Annotated in this window: 11 protein-coding genes, 1 other RNA gene and 1 pseudogene; 6 read left to right on the plus strand and 7 right to left on the minus strand. The window is 30.1% G+C overall.

Annotated elements, in window-relative coordinates; genetic code table 11:
• Window positions 1–3,382, minus strand: a pseudogene (locus ACFSSB_RS02915) (hypothetical protein); the annotation flags it as partial.
• Between the two features lie 10 nt (window positions 3,383–3,392).
• Entirely contained in the window at window positions 3,393–3,875 is a 483-nt protein-coding gene (locus ACFSSB_RS02920; RefSeq protein WP_379900779.1) for a hypothetical protein, read from the minus strand.
• Between the two features lie 346 nt (window positions 3,876–4,221).
• Here ACFSSB_RS02920 and ACFSSB_RS02925 point away from each other — a divergent pair, with 346 nt between their 5' ends.
• From ACFSSB_RS02925 to ACFSSB_RS02945, 5 genes are all read left to right on the plus strand, one after another.
• The gene (locus ACFSSB_RS02925) at window positions 4,222–4,707 is read left to right on the plus strand and encodes a SixA phosphatase family protein (RefSeq protein ID WP_379900781.1); all 486 of its coding nucleotides are present in this window, start codon (window positions 4,222–4,224) and stop codon (window positions 4,705–4,707) included.
• A 73-nt stretch (window positions 4,708–4,780) separates the two neighbouring features.
• Window positions 4,781–6,838, plus strand: coding sequence for a polyphosphate kinase 1 (gene ppk1, locus ACFSSB_RS02930; RefSeq protein ID WP_379900783.1), 2,058 nt, complete (start codon window positions 4,781–4,783; stop codon window positions 6,836–6,838).
• On the plus strand, window positions 6,839–7,744 hold the full coding sequence (locus ACFSSB_RS02935; protein ID WP_379900785.1) for a Ppx/GppA phosphatase family protein: 906 nt from the start codon (window positions 6,839–6,841) through the stop codon (window positions 7,742–7,744). It abuts the gene before it with no gap.
• Between the two features lie 166 nt (window positions 7,745–7,910).
• Window positions 7,911–8,444, plus strand: a complete 534-nt coding sequence (locus ACFSSB_RS02940) for a porin family protein (protein ID WP_379900787.1) — start codon at window positions 7,911–7,913, stop codon at window positions 8,442–8,444.
• Between the two features lie 70 nt (window positions 8,445–8,514).
• Window positions 8,515–9,042, plus strand: coding sequence for a porin family protein (locus tag ACFSSB_RS02945; protein ID WP_379900789.1), 528 nt, complete (start codon window positions 8,515–8,517; stop codon window positions 9,040–9,042).
• A gap of 55 nt (window positions 9,043–9,097) precedes the next feature.
• On the opposite strand, the gene miaE is transcribed toward ACFSSB_RS02945, so the two are convergent.
• Both miaE and dnaX read right to left on the minus strand, forming a co-directional pair.
• A complete protein-coding gene (gene miaE / locus ACFSSB_RS02950; RefSeq protein WP_379900791.1) occupies window positions 9,098–9,679 on the minus strand; it encodes a tRNA-(ms[2]io[6]A)-hydroxylase in 582 nt (193 codons plus the stop codon).
• Between the two features lie 5 nt (window positions 9,680–9,684).
• Window positions 9,685–11,400: a DNA polymerase III subunit gamma/tau gene (gene dnaX / locus ACFSSB_RS02955; protein ID WP_379900793.1), complete on the minus strand. Its 1,716-nt coding sequence runs from the start codon at window positions 11,398–11,400 to the stop codon at window positions 9,685–9,687.
• A 279-nt stretch (window positions 11,401–11,679) separates the two neighbouring features.
• On the opposite strand from dnaX, the gene rnpB reads away from it, so the two are divergent.
• An RNA gene (gene rnpB / locus ACFSSB_RS02960) (RNase P RNA component class A) lies at window positions 11,680–11,994 on the plus strand.
• A gap of 42 nt (window positions 11,995–12,036) precedes the next feature.
• Here rnpB and rsmD read toward each other — a convergent pair.
• From rsmD to ACFSSB_RS02975, 3 genes are read right to left on the minus strand one after another with little or no spacing between them, the layout of a single operon-like run.
• The gene (gene rsmD / locus ACFSSB_RS02965) at window positions 12,037–12,594 is read right to left on the minus strand and encodes a 16S rRNA (guanine(966)-N(2))-methyltransferase RsmD (RefSeq protein ID WP_379900795.1); all 558 of its coding nucleotides are present in this window, start codon (window positions 12,592–12,594) and stop codon (window positions 12,037–12,039) included.
• Window positions 12,594–13,412 (minus strand): DUF3822 family protein, encoded by an 819-nt coding sequence (locus tag ACFSSB_RS02970; RefSeq protein ID WP_379900797.1) that lies wholly within the window; start codon window positions 13,410–13,412, stop codon window positions 12,594–12,596. The genes rsmD and ACFSSB_RS02970 overlap by 1 nt, the downstream gene beginning before the upstream one ends.
• Window positions 13,396–14,133: a hypothetical protein gene (locus ACFSSB_RS02975; protein WP_379900799.1), complete on the minus strand. Its 738-nt coding sequence runs from the start codon at window positions 14,131–14,133 to the stop codon at window positions 13,396–13,398. The genes ACFSSB_RS02970 and ACFSSB_RS02975 overlap by 17 nt, the downstream gene beginning before the upstream one ends.
• Window positions 14,134–14,216: the final 83 nt, after the last annotated feature.

Raw genomic sequence — 14,216 nt, forward strand, 5'->3', positions numbered from 1 at the left:
CACAAGCCGTAAGGTCAGGACCCGTAGCATCCCCAAAGCTAAGTGTTACAGTAATCGTAGATTCATTACCACAATCATCCGCAACTGTATAAGTAACAGGAATAGATCCACAAGGACCACAAACCACGTTTAAGTTATTAAAGTCGTAATTAGAAGTTACGGTATAAAGACCATCAGTATCACAGCTATCGGTACCACAAGATTCTAGCGCAAGTATGTTAGCCGCATGCCAAGCATCCGCAATAGTTTCATTTTGATCTGCTGTACAATCTACGGACTCATCGGTTACATCTGTACAAACCGTTAAGTCCGGACCGATAGAATCGTTAAGCGTAAGAACAGCAGTAAGAGTTGTATCATTACCACAATCATCTGAAACGGTATAGTTAACCGTAATTGTACCACCAAGACCACAAGTAGAAGCAAGGTTAGCAAAAGCATAATCTGAAGTTACACCAAAAGTAGCATCCGTATCACAGCTATCGGTACCACAAGATTGTAGTGCAAGTATATTAGCAGCATTCCAATCATCTGCTAAAATTTCATTATTAGTTCCATCACACTCAATCGTTTCATTTACTACGGTACAAGAAGTTAAATCTGGACCAGTAGAATCGTTAAGTGTAAGAGTTGCAGTAAGAACGGTTTCGTTATCACAATCATCAGAAACCGTATAAGTAACTAGGATTGTACCACCAGCTCCACAAGTAGAATCAAGGTTTGTAAATGCATAATCAGAAGTCACATCAAATACTGCATCTGTATCACAGCTATCGGTACCACAAGATTGTAGAGCAAGTATGTTTGCAGCATTCCAATCGTTAGCAATAGTTTCGTTATTAGTTCCGTCACACTCTATCGTTTCATCTACTACAGTACAAGCCGTAAGGTCAGGACCAATAGAATCGTTAAGTGTAAGTGTTGCAGTAATAGTTGCTTCGTTACCACAATCATCAGAACCTGTATAAATTACTTCAATGGTACCACCAGCACCACAAGTCGAATCCAAATTTGCAAAATCATAATTAGAAACCACAGTGTAAGTTGCGGTAGCATTACAATCATCTACAGGGCATGTTTGTAATTCTAAAATATTAGCAGCATTCCAATTGTCGGCAATAGTTTCGTTATCCGTTCCGTTACATTCTAAAGTTTCATTGGTAACCGCACAATTAGATAAGTCAGGACCAGTAGAATCTTCAAGAGTCAGTATAGCCGTAATAGAAGCTTCGTTACCACAATCATCAGAACCAGTATAAATCACTTCAATAGTACCACCAGCTCCACAAGTAGAAACTAAATTGTCAAAATTATAATTAGAAGTAATGGTATACGTTGCAGAAGTATTACAATTGTCAATAGGACAAGTTTGCAGGGCAAGTATATTAGCCGCATTCCAATCATCAGCAATGGTTTCATTATCTGTTCCATTACATTCTAAAGTTTCGTTAGTTACAGAACAGTTTGATAAGTCTGGAGGCGTTGTATCTTCTATAGTAAGTAATGCTGAAGTAGTAGTAGTGTTTCCGCAAGAATCTGTTGCTGTAAAAGTTACTGTTGTAGATCCTGCCGCACCACATTGGTTTGCAGTTACTTCATTGTAATTGTTAGTCCATGTTATACTACAATCGCCTACTACAGTAGCACCACCAGCTGTTGCTAACCAATCATTAACTTCTGAAGTATTACCAGCTCCATCACATTCGACAGTAAGATTAGAAGCTTCGCTATCAATTTCTAAAGAAGGTATAACAGATATTATTATAGGTTCTGTAATTGGGTAAGCAGTACAAGGCGCTTCTTGATAACCACTATTAAACTTTATAAAAAATGGACTTTGTGAGACTGCTCCTGTACCAGTCATGAATGCACTTGCTAGTGATATAGAAGGAGCACAATTAGGAGGATTAAAAGCCTGACAGTTTGTAGAAGCTTCTACCTGAAAGGAAAGTGAAGCTAGTACATCGCTTATATTTGCACCTTCAGGTAAATCGCCAAAATCCCAAACAATAGCTCCATTAGAACCTATAGCAGCATCATAATAAGGTGTATTTGTTGTACTTGCAGGAGCATTTACTTGATATTGAATACTACCAGGAACATATATCCCTGCATCAGGTATTGGAATTTGTATTAAAAAATCTTCTAGAGCTTCATTACCATTATTATGGATATCTATATCAAATTGTGTCGTTTCTCCTGGATTAATAGTGTAAGGTTCTGTTACAGTAGTATCTCCATCTATATTGTTTATAGCCACTTGTCCATCAATAGATGGTACAAAGGCATCAATAGCCATTGCAATATTAAAAATAATATATGTGTCTTGAGTAGAACCATACCTAAAGCTAGTATTAGTATCTCCATTATCAATAATATCATTATTAGTATTATCAATATAAAACATACTAATATCTAAACCAGTATTGTTTACTAAGTTTGGGTTTCTAACGTTACCTCCTGTTTGAATAGAAGAATTAAAAAAGTTTCCAGTTGAATTTCCAGAATGTTCTAAACGCGTCCATTCATTATTATCTATAACTTCATCATTGTCTGAGTCTTCCCATATTTCTAAATAATCTCCAGAAATACCTCTATCTCCTTCACCTGCTATAACACCAAGTTTAACATTTACAGGACCATATTCTATAGCATTAAAACCATTAACATCTAATTGATTACTTGTAGTTTGTGAGCCAACTAAATAAGCATAACCATCAAAAACAGTAATATCTCTCCATTCCATTAAGTCATTTTCATAGACAACAACTAAGCCCCAACCACCATAATAACCTGTGGTACCACCATTTCCTGTAGAAACTTCTACGTTTCCAGTAAAATATTGTCCTGTTCCATTAGCTTTAACAATTTCTGTAACTTCAGCATAAGCTGCATACATATTATTGTCACCAGGAAAATAAATATCATTAACATCTGCTACAATATCTTGATAACTTGTTTGATTAGCGTGTTTAAATTTTACACTTCGTTTTGCTAAGGTTACATTGGAACTAGAGGTTCTACCTGTCCAATATAAACCTGCATAAATAATTTTAGAACAGTCAGGAATAGCTCCGTTTTCTGTACTAAAATTTAAAGTTGCAGAGGAAGAATTAGATGTACTAGGATCTCCATCAATATCTACAGCAACCATAGTATTATTACTGTTATTGGTATTAAGACCATAGTTTTGAAGCATTAAATTGGTATTACCAATTAAGGTAAAATCACCTTTTATACTATAAACTGTTTGGCCAGGAGTTTCTGCTGCTGTTCTTTGTGTAAATGGAACTCTAACTTGACTATATAGTTCATTAAAACTAAAAAAGCACAAGCATATAATTACAATTGTTTTAATAAATGATTTGGTATGTGTTTTCATAGTCTATATGTTAAGAAGCTAATTGTTTAGTATAATACTGTTTTACTTGAACAGGTAAACAATCAAACTTTTGTAATTCACTATTATTTTTAATATCAATTTGGTATCTAAAGTAGATGTATTTTAAATTACCAAATTGTTTCAGTTTAGAACAGTCTATTGTTTTAATATTGAAATTTGGTTTTAGAATATCAATAATTATCATTTCTACAGAACTAGAAAATTTTAAAGACTGGTTTAACCCATCAATGGCATTACTAGTAACACGAATTAATTTAATACCATTTTCAGTATTATAAGTCTTAATACCATTTTCTTCTATATAGGCAACTCCAACTTCCGCTTTGGTAGCTAAGTATTTAAAGTTTTCTAGATTTTTAGTTTTCATTAATTGTGTGTTCTCAAAATCTGAAAAATCTAGTTTAACTAGTTCTTGGGTAAAACCTAATTGTGATGTAAGGAATATCACAAATAATACGATTACTTTTTTCATATTATAAAATCTTATTTTTTTATTTATAAAATCACATTGTTATATACAATGTATAAGTTATTTACACTTTAAAAGTGCTTATTTAACTTTTTTATTTTAAATGTTTTAAAAACAACCAAAATGTAAACAATACAATAATCTTTAGAGAGGGAAGTACATTATTTGTATAATGTATAGAGATTAAGTTTAATCATAAAATTTGGGTTATTAATTAATAGCTTATATAACAAATTAATATTCTTTTTCTATTTTCATCAAATAAAAGTGGTAAATAACTAATAAATTCGACAAAAGGAAAACGGCTATCCTTTAATCGTACAAATGTATTAATTTAACGAATACTATTATGAAAAAATTAACAATAATTAGGCACGCAAAATCTTCTTGGAAATATCAAGTGATTGATTTTGAGAGACCTTTGAAAGAGCGAGGTATAGCTGATGCATTTTTAGTTGCAACAAGTGCGAAATCTAAAATTTTTAAGCCAGATTTAATACTTTCTAGTGATGCTATTAGAGCTAAATCTACAGCAGAAATTTTTATTAAAAACTTAGGTTTTAATAGTATAGATTTTAAGTTAAATAATAAGTTGTATGATTTTTCTGGAGAAGATTTAATAGAGGTAATTAAAAAATGTGATGCAAATGTAGATCATGTAATGATTTTTGGTCATAATTACGCTATTACTTCTTTTGTAAACACTTATGGATCTGTAGTATATGATAATGTGCCAACTAGCGGTTTGGTAAGTATAGAATTTAAAATGGATGATTGGAAAAATTTAGCACCTGGAAAAACTATTTTAAAGATTTTTCCAAAAGATTTAAAATAACAAAAATCTATTTTACCTTTCAATTTAAATAAATTATTAATTAATTTATATTTGTTATAGAAAATACTACTAAATGATTAAACCTGAAAAAATAGAAAACATATATATTAATAGAGAAGTTAGTTGGTTACAATTTAACGCAAGAGTTTTGCAAGAAGCAGAAGATGAAGATGTACCGCTAATTGAAAGACTTCGATTTTTGGGTATTTTTTCTAATAATTTAGATGAATTTTTTAAAGTACGCTATGCTACTGTTAAGCGTATTGTAGAAGCTGGAAAAGGAGGTAAAAGTGAACTAGGAGGAGTGAAAGCTAGTGCTTTGTTAGAAGAAATTACGCAAATAGTAATCAAGCAGCAAAGTGAAAGTTTAAAAATTTTAAATGTTATTCAGAAAAAGTTAGAATCTGAAAATATTTTTATTATTAATGAAACTCAAATCAATAAAGAACAGCATAAGTTTATAAAAAACTACTTTATTCAAAAAGTAAGCCCAGCACTTGTTACTATTGTTCTTAATGAATTTGTAAAACTACCAAACCTTAAAGATAGTGCTGCGTATTTAGCAGTAAATATGGTTTTAAAAAACAATAAAAATCAATATGCTTTAATAGAAATATCTAAAGCTATGGATAGGTTTGTTGTTTTGCCTAAACAAGACGACAAAAACTATATTATTATGGTAGACGATTTACTGCGTTACTGCCTAGATGATATCTTTAATATTTTTGATTATAATAGCATTACTGCACATATGATTAAAATTACCAGAGATGGTGAGTTAGATTTAGAAAGTGATTTAAGTAAAAGTTTTATAGAAAAAATATCCGATAGTGTAAAAGACAGACAAATAGGTGATCCTGTACGTTTTGTATATGATAAAACAATAGACAAAGATACCCTTCAATATTTCATGACTAAAATGGATATTGAAAATACAGATAGTATTATTCCAGGAGGTAGATATCATAACCGAAGAGACTATATGCGTTTTCCTAGTTTAGGAAGAAAAGATTTACTTTATGATGAAATTGAAGCCTTACCAATAAAAGGCTTAAGTCTTGAAAATAGTATTTTTAGTGAAATTGCTAAAAAAGATTATTTGCTATATGCTCCTTATCATACATTCTCTTACATTGTTAAGTTTTTACGTGAAGCTGCATTAGATCCAGCAGTAAAAACCATTAAAATAACCATTTATAGATTAGCTCAAATTTCGCATGTTGCTAGTGCCTTAATTAATGCAGCTAAAAATGGTAAAAAAGTAACTGTATCTATTGAAATAAGAGCAAGATTTGACGAACAAGCAAATATAGATTATGCAGAGCAAATGGAACAAGAAGGGGTTAATCTCTTATTTGGTGTTCCAGGTTTAAAAGTACACAGCAAGATGTGTGTAATTGAACGTGAAGAAAAAAACAAAATCGTTCGTTACGGATTTATTAGTACAGGAAACTTTAATGAGTCTACAGCAAGAATTTATACAGATTATACCTTGTTTACATCAAACCAAAAAATATTAAAAGACATAAATAAAGTTTTTAGTTTTTTTGATACCAACTATCGTGTTTATAGATACAAACACATTATAAAATCACCACATTATACGAAGTCTGCTTTCTTTAAATTAATAGATAAAGAAATTCAAAATGTAAGAGAAGGTAAACCTGCATATATTAGACTTAAAATGAATAGTATGTCTAGCTATAAAATGATAGATAAACTATACGAAGCTAGTAGAGCAGGAGTTAAAATTCAATTAATAATTAGAGGGCTTTGCTGTTTAATTCCTGGACAAAAAGGAATGAGTGAAAATATTGAAGTTATTAGTGTAATAGATAAGTTTTTAGAGCATACAAGACTGTTAGTTTTTTGTAATAATAATGATCCTAAAGTGTATATTTCTTCTGCAGATTGGATGACAAGAAATATTGAAAACAGAGTAGAAGTGAGCTGCCCAATTTATGATGAAGAAATAAAACAAGAATTAATTGATACCTACAATATATGCTGGAGTGATAATGTAAAAGCAAGAATAATAGACAAAAATCAAAACAATAAATACAAACGTAATAATAAACCAAAGGTTCGTTCACAATTTGAAACCTACAATTATTACAAAAACAAACAATAAATGTTATCTATAAAAAAATATGCTGCAATAGATATTGGTTCTAATGCTGTAAGACTATTAATAGCAAATATTATAGAAGAAAAAGGAAAAAAACCAAGATTTAAAAAAAGTTCATTAGTGCGTGTGCCTATACGTTTAGGTGCAGATGTTTTTATAAAACAAAAAATATCTAAAGATAATACAAAGCGTATGCTTGATACCATGCAGGCTTTTAAATTACTTATGCAATCGCATAAAGTAGAAAAATATAAAGCATGTGCAACTTCTGCTATGCGTGAAGCAATAAATGGTAAAAAAGTAAGCGATCTTATTTTAGAACAAACAGGTTTAAAAATAGATATTATTGGTGGTGAAGAAGAAGCTGCAATTATTGCTGCAACAGATTTACATGCTTTTATAGATAAAAATAAAACATATTTATACGTAGATGTAGGTGGTGGAAGTACCGAATTTACAGTGATAAGAAACGGAGAATCTGTTACTTCAAGATCTTTTAAAATAGGTACAGTAAGACTATTAAATGATATAGTTAAAAAAGAAACATGGTTTGAATTAGAACAATGGATAAAAGAAAAAACTGCTATTTATGATAAAATAGATCTTATTGGTTCTGGTGGTAATATTAATAAAATCTTTAAAATATCTGGTAAAGCAATGGGTAAACCATTAACCTATTTTTACTTAACCAGTTATTATAATATGCTACAAACATATTCTTATGAAGAGCGTATTACAGAACTAAATCTAAATCAAGATAGAGCAGATGTAATTATTCCTGCTACAAGAATTTATTTGTCTGCAATGAAATGGAGTGGAGCAAAAGATGTATATGTACCAAAAATAGGATTAGCAGACGGTATTATAAAGAGCATGTATTATGATACTATTTCTAGCAACATACAGTAAAAAATTGCTTTTTATCTTTTATATGGTTGAATTTTAGTAATTTAATTTATATTTATCCTACATATAATTAACCTTATATGGTAAGTTAAATAATGAAGTTTATTTATAACACTTCAAATAAAACAATACACAAAACTTCAAACCTATTATTAATACCTATGTAAATATGAAAAAATCAATACTAGTTTTCACTCTTTTATTTAGTTGCTTGTTCAGCTTTGCGCAAGAAAACGATGTTCTTTATGGTATAAGAGCAGGACTTAATATTTCTAACTTAGATTTTGATCCTGCGCCAGAATTTACCAATGACCACAGAAATGGTTTTGCTTTTGGTTTTTTTGGTGAATTTGAATTAAGTGATACTATTTCACTAATGCCAGAATTACAGTTTTCTGCAGAAGGAGCTAAAGAAAAATCTATTCGTTTAAATTATATTCAAGCACCAATTTTATTTAAATACAGAATATCTGATAAGTTATTTGTAGGAGCAGGTCCTTTAGTTGGTGTTAAAATTCATGAAGAAAACGATGGATTTAAAAACTTTGGCTTGTCTGGTATTATTGGAGCAGAATATATGATTACAAGTGAAATATTTATAGATGCAAGATATAGTTATGGATTTACTAATAAATTAGATAAAGATGCATATTATACAGCAAAACAAACCAATATTCAAATAGGAATTGGTTATAAAATATAATTTTATTCTTTTCTAAACATTTTTATTATTACATTCGCTACTTTAATTTTTTAATTTTCAATTTATCATTATGAGAAAAAATTTACTTTTAATAGCTTTATTGTTTACAGGATTTTTAATGCAAGCTCAAAACGTAACTTCAGGAGTTCGTGCTGCTTTAAATATTTCTAATTTAGACTTTGATCCAGATCCTACTTTTAGTAACACACACAGAAATGGCGTTGCTGTTGGTGCTTTTGTAGATTATGCATTTTCTGAAAAATTATCTATTATGCCAGAATTAGTGTTTTCTGCAGAAGGAGGTAAAGAAAGAGAATTAAGAGCAAATTATATTCAATTACCTATTACACTACGTTTTCATGTTGGAAATTTATCTATAGGAGTTGGTCCTCAAGCAAATTTAAAGATTTGGGATTATGAAGATGGCTATGAAACATTTACTTTTTCTGGAGTAGGAGGATTACAATATGATGTTAGTGAATTTTTCTTTATTGATGCAAGATATAGCTACGGATTTACAGATATATTAGATGATACTTCTGGTGATATGGAAGCTAAAAACTCAACGATTCAATTAGGTATTGGTTTAAAAATATAAGTACCAATTTATTCTATAAAAAAAAGCCTTCAAATTAATTTGAAGGCTTTTTTTATTAACCATGTATGCTTTGACTTTTACTTAAGTCTTTCATTATCTCTGCTTCAAAATCTAGCAGATCTTGCCATTTTTTATCTACTTCTTTTCGGTCTCCATATTGTCTAGCAAAACCTAAAAACATAGTATAGTGGTTTGCTTCACTAACCATTAAGTTTTTATAGAAGGTAGCTAGTTTTTTATCTTCTAACTGTTCCGATAATAATCTAAAACGTTCACAGCTTCTAGCTTCAATTAATGCAGCATAAAGTAGTCTATGTACTAATTGCGTAGTTCTGCTTCCTCCTTTAGGAAAAAACTTTAATAACGCTATAACGTATTCGTCTTTTCTGTCTCTACCTAAGGTCCATCCTTTTTCAAGAATAAGGTCATGTACCATTTTAAAATGGCTAATTTCCTCTTTTACTAAAGCAACCATTTCTTGTACTAACTCTGTGTATTCCGGGAAACTTACAATTAATGAAATGGCTGTACTTGTTGCCTTTTGTTCACAAAAAGCATGGTCTGTTAGAATATCTTCTATATTCTTTTCTACAATATTTACCCAACGTGGATCTGTTGGTAGTTTTAGTCCTAGCATGTTTATTAAATATCTAAATCAAAAGTTTTTCTAAGCAGTTCTATATTTGGATTTTTCTCTGCTAACTTTTCAAACTTATCTTGTGGAGTGTAAGCGTACTTTTTCTCCATTTGTTCATTTACTGTAATTTCTAAATTAATATCGTAATTATTAATTTTCTTTCTAATATAACCTAATAAAGGATATTGCTGTCTTTCTACCTCAATCTTGTTGGTAGCATTTGGGTATTCTACATGTATGGTAGTTCCTTTAACTTTTGGTTTATCTATAGACAAAATAGAAGCAAGGTTAAATTGTCCTTTTTCTTCAATAAGCTTTACATAAGCATACCAAGCCTCAATTAAAGCTTCTTCTGTAAATGGATCTTTAGGAAGGTCTTCTTCATCATGAACAACTTCCATTTGTTTAATTTGGTGTTCTTTTTTTAATCGAATACTACGTAAAGATAATCCTGAAGAAGATTTTTTTCGTGCATTTAAAGGTATACTAGGTGTTTTAGTAGCTGTTGGTGCAACAGGCTTTTGGGTATTTGCTGTTGTTGTATTTTCTTCTTTTTTAGAAGGTGTTGGCGTTTGCTTTGTTGGTTTCTGTACAGGAATTGGTGTGATTCCTTTTTTAGCAAAGTAAGACGCAGGAATTATGTAGTTTTTGCTATTTTTTTTTTCTCCATCAAAAGTGATAGAGGCAAGTTTCATTAAAGTTAGTTCAACGAGTAGTCGTTGGTTTTTACTGCTTTTATATTTCAAATCGCAATCATTGGCGAGTTCTATACCTTGTAATAAAAAGGACTGCGAAGCTTTTTTACTTTGTGTTAAATATTTTGCTTTGGTTTGTTCTCCTACTTCTAGAAGCTCAACCGTTTGCTCATTTTTACATACCATTAAATCTCTAAAATGACTTGCTAATCCAGCAATGTAATGGTGACCATCAAAACCTTTTGATAAGGTAGTGTTAAATTGTATTAGTAGTTCTGGAATTTTATTTTCAAGTATATAGTCTGTACTTGTAAAGTAAGTCTCGTAATCTAAAACGTTTAGGTTTTCGGTTACTGCTTGACGTGTTAATTTTTTACCAGCAAAACTTACTACACGATCAAATATAGAAAGCGCATCACGCATTGCTCCATCAGCTTTTTGAGCAATAATATGTAGCGCATCATCTTCTGCTTCTATACCTTGTTCTTGAGCTATATATTTTAAATATTCTTTAGCATCTGTAACAGTTATTCTTTTAAAATCGAATATTTGACAACGAGATAGAATCGTTGGTATAATCTTATGCTTTTCTGTAGTAGCAAGAATAAATATACAGTGCTTTGGTGGTTCTTCTAAAGTCTTTAAAAAAGCATTAAAAGCAGATTGTGAGAGCATGTGCACCTCATCAATAATATATACTTTATACTTACCAACTTGTGGTGGTATACGTACTTGATCTGTAAGACTTCTAATATCTTCAACAGAATTGTTTGAAGCTGCATCTAATTCAAAAATATTAAAAGCAAAATCTTCATCTGTTTCTGTACCATCACTATTTATCATTTTAGCAAGTATACGTGCACAAGTTGTTTTACCAACACCACGAGGACCTGTAAATAATAAAGCTTGCGCTAAGTGATTATTATCAATAGCATTTAGTAAAGTGTTTGTAATAGCTTGCTGACCAACAACATCTTTAAATGTTTGTGGTCTGTATTTTCTAGCTGATACTACAAAGTGTTCCAAATTATACTAAATATTACTGCATCTATTGATGCTAATTAATGAATGAGATATTTATATAACAAAGTTAAAAATTAAGTGTAATATATAGAATATTGAATGCTAATTTTAATAGGAGTTATTAACATTTTTTAGTGTCTTTATTTATAAAGCAAGGTATTTTAGTATAAAATGGAGTAGTAGTATATACTTGTGGTAATTACTCTTTTTTTTTTTTTAGTATTACGATAAATTTAGAATTTGGATTGTAGTTTTTAAATTTTGTTAATTGTACCTTTGCGGTAAGTATTTCGCCTTATCGCTGTTTTAGTAATAAAATGGAGGAAAGTCCGAACACCATAGTGCAACATAGTGGTTAATGGCCACCAGTCGTGAGGCTAGGAAAAGTGCAACAGAAAGTATGTACAGGTAATGCTGTAGTGAAACCAGGTAAACTCTATGTGGTGCAATGTCATGTAAACTAATGCTTGAGCGTGCACGCGCGATGTTAGAGGGTAGGCAGCTAAAGTGTATTGGTAACAATGCACGTAGATAAATGATAAGGGCTTTTTCTTTATAGAAAGAGTACAGAATTCGGCTTATAGATATACTTCATTAAAAAAGCCCTTTGCTTTATGCTAAGGGCTTTATTTTTTTATTCTATACTGTTTCTTCATTAACAGGTAAAGCAAAAAAGCTAAACATATTTCCACCATAACCTTTAGAGTGGGAGTAGTTTGTTAAATGCGAAAGATCTGTATGTTTAGAATGTTCAACTATAAGCAAGCCTTCTTCTTCTAATAAGTTATTTTGAAAAATTAACTCTGGAATTTTAGAAAATTCTTCAACAGAAAAATCATAAGGAGGATCTGCAAATATTATGGTATGCGGAGTAGTAGTTTTCTCTAGATATTTAAATACATCACTTTTTATAGTTTGTATTGGCATATTAAAGGCTTCTGCTGTTTCGTTTATAAACTTAATACAACCAAAATTAGCATCAACACTTGTAATGTTTGTAGTTCCTCTAGAGGCAAACTCATAGCTTATGTTTCCGCTTCCGCTAAATAAATCTAGTACAGAAATAGCATCAAAATAATACTGATTATTTAAAATATTAAATAAAGACTCTTTGGCCATATCTGTAGTTGGCCTGATGGGTAATTTTTTTGGTGCAGTTATTCTTCTGCCTTTATAGGTACCTGAAATTATTCGCATTAAAAGCTATGCTTTAAAATATAATTATAATGTATTGTTTCTTCTTCTTCGGTTATGTAATTGGTATTGGGTGTACCAAATTGTACATGTCTTATATATTTAAATACTATGTTGTAAAGTGCATCTTCTTTAACTATATCACCTAAAAGCACAAGTGTTAGTGTTTCTGGATTTAGTTGTAATTGTTCTGCAGTAAATAAAATGTAGTATATAAAATCTTCTTTGGTAATATACGTAAAAGTATTGTAAAGTATTAATTTACCTTTATTGCTTACTACTATTTCAAAGTGGTTTTTACTTACATGCACATACATTTTTTGATCTTGTGCATCCTTTTCAGCTAAAAGTATTTCTTCTATTAAAATGGTAGAGTAGTGCTTATATGCAAATGTGCCAAACTTTTCGTATAAATAATTATTAATGTTTATATATGGTACATATACATTAACGCTATTATTTATTGCAATTTCATCATGCGCAATATAATCGGTTTGCAGAATTTTAGAATTAAATTTTAAGTAGTCTGCAATCGCGTCTTCATTAAATAAAGACTTTGGTACAAGCGTAGAGAGCTCGTTTATATAAATTACATGTATGGTATTAAAGCCTACTTGTAATTCTGGTATAGTATCAAATATTTTCTTTAAATCATGTAATACTTGATAAGGAGTTTGCTTTTGTGTAAATGCAAAATGTTTTAAATAACTAATGATATTTGTATTTGATTTTAAAATACAAAAAGAAAGTCCATTCAAACTTATTTGAATGGACAATTCTTGGTTAGTTAGTTTTTTATTTTGTTTACTCGCTATCGCCATAAGTTTTTGGCCAGTTACCACTAGTATTTACTTCGTTTAAAGATCCTACTCTAATTGCATCTCCATTAACACCATCTACAGAAACAGTTTCGTTTTCTTGTGCTAATAAATCTTTGTTTTGATCTGCTAAAATAATGTTCTTAGATAATTTTGCTTCAAAAACAGGAATTTTAGTATCTCCTTCTTCTCCTAATAATCCAGATTTCATTTCTATTTTAGCTCCTTCAATACTAGGTATATTCATCATAGTTTTATATCTATCTGAATTTTTAAATAAAGAATCTTTTACAGAAACATAACCTAATGTATCAATAACAGTAATATCTTTCATGGTTTCAACACCACCAAATAATCTTGTTTTTTCTTCGTCTAAAACAGTTTCTACTCTACGTTGTGTAATTGTAAATTTAGCAGTATCTATAAATTTAATTAAGTTGTCAAAGTTAGGAGCAAAAGTTCCGGTTACTTGTCTGTGTGCTAATTGAGCATCTCTTACATCTACCATTTTTTCAATAACAGCAGCGTAACGTTTTTGTTTTACTTTATTAAATTTAATAGGTTCATAAATAGAATTAAAAGTTTGATAACCTAAAAAGGCTATTAAAGCCCAAAGTGCTATCATTATAACAGGTCTTAATTTTGTTGGTACAAACTTATCGATAAGCCAAACCAACCCAATTGTTAAAAGTATTACTGCAACTGCAATTAATATTAAATTCATAGTATGATTAATTAATTTTTAATAAAGGTCTTTCGCAAATCTACAATTTTTTTTTAATCGTTAAAACCAAAGTGCATAAAAAT

Source organism: Lacinutrix gracilariae (assembly GCF_042684485.1).
Classification (GTDB): Bacteria; Bacteroidota; Bacteroidia; order Flavobacteriales; family Flavobacteriaceae; genus Oceanihabitans; species Oceanihabitans gracilariae.

Coding starts and splice junctions, on each gene's coding strand:
- ACFSSB_RS02920 (WP_379900779.1), bottom strand. CDS start 3,875: ATGAAAAAAGTAATCGTATTATTTGTGATATTCCTTACATCACAATTA.
- ACFSSB_RS02925 (WP_379900781.1), top strand. CDS start 4,222: ATGAAAAAATTAACAATAATTAGGCACGCAAAATCTTCTTGGAAATAT.
- ppk1 (WP_379900783.1), top strand. CDS start 4,781: ATGATTAAACCTGAAAAAATAGAAAACATATATATTAATAGAGAAGTT.
- ACFSSB_RS02935 (WP_379900785.1), top strand. CDS start 6,839: ATGTTATCTATAAAAAAATATGCTGCAATAGATATTGGTTCTAATGCT.
- ACFSSB_RS02940 (WP_379900787.1), top strand. CDS start 7,911: ATGAAAAAATCAATACTAGTTTTCACTCTTTTATTTAGTTGCTTGTTC.
- ACFSSB_RS02945 (WP_379900789.1), top strand. CDS start 8,515: ATGAGAAAAAATTTACTTTTAATAGCTTTATTGTTTACAGGATTTTTA.
- miaE (WP_379900791.1), bottom strand. CDS start 9,679: ATGCTAGGACTAAAACTACCAACAGATCCACGTTGGGTAAATATTGTA.
- rsmD (WP_379900795.1), bottom strand. CDS start 12,594: ATGCGAATAATTTCAGGTACCTATAAAGGCAGAAGAATAACTGCACCA.
- ACFSSB_RS02970 (WP_379900797.1), bottom strand. CDS start 13,412: ATGGCGATAGCGAGTAAACAAAATAAAAAACTAACTAACCAAGAATTG.
- ACFSSB_RS02975 (WP_379900799.1), bottom strand. CDS start 14,133: ATGAATTTAATATTAATTGCAGTTGCAGTAATACTTTTAACAATTGGG.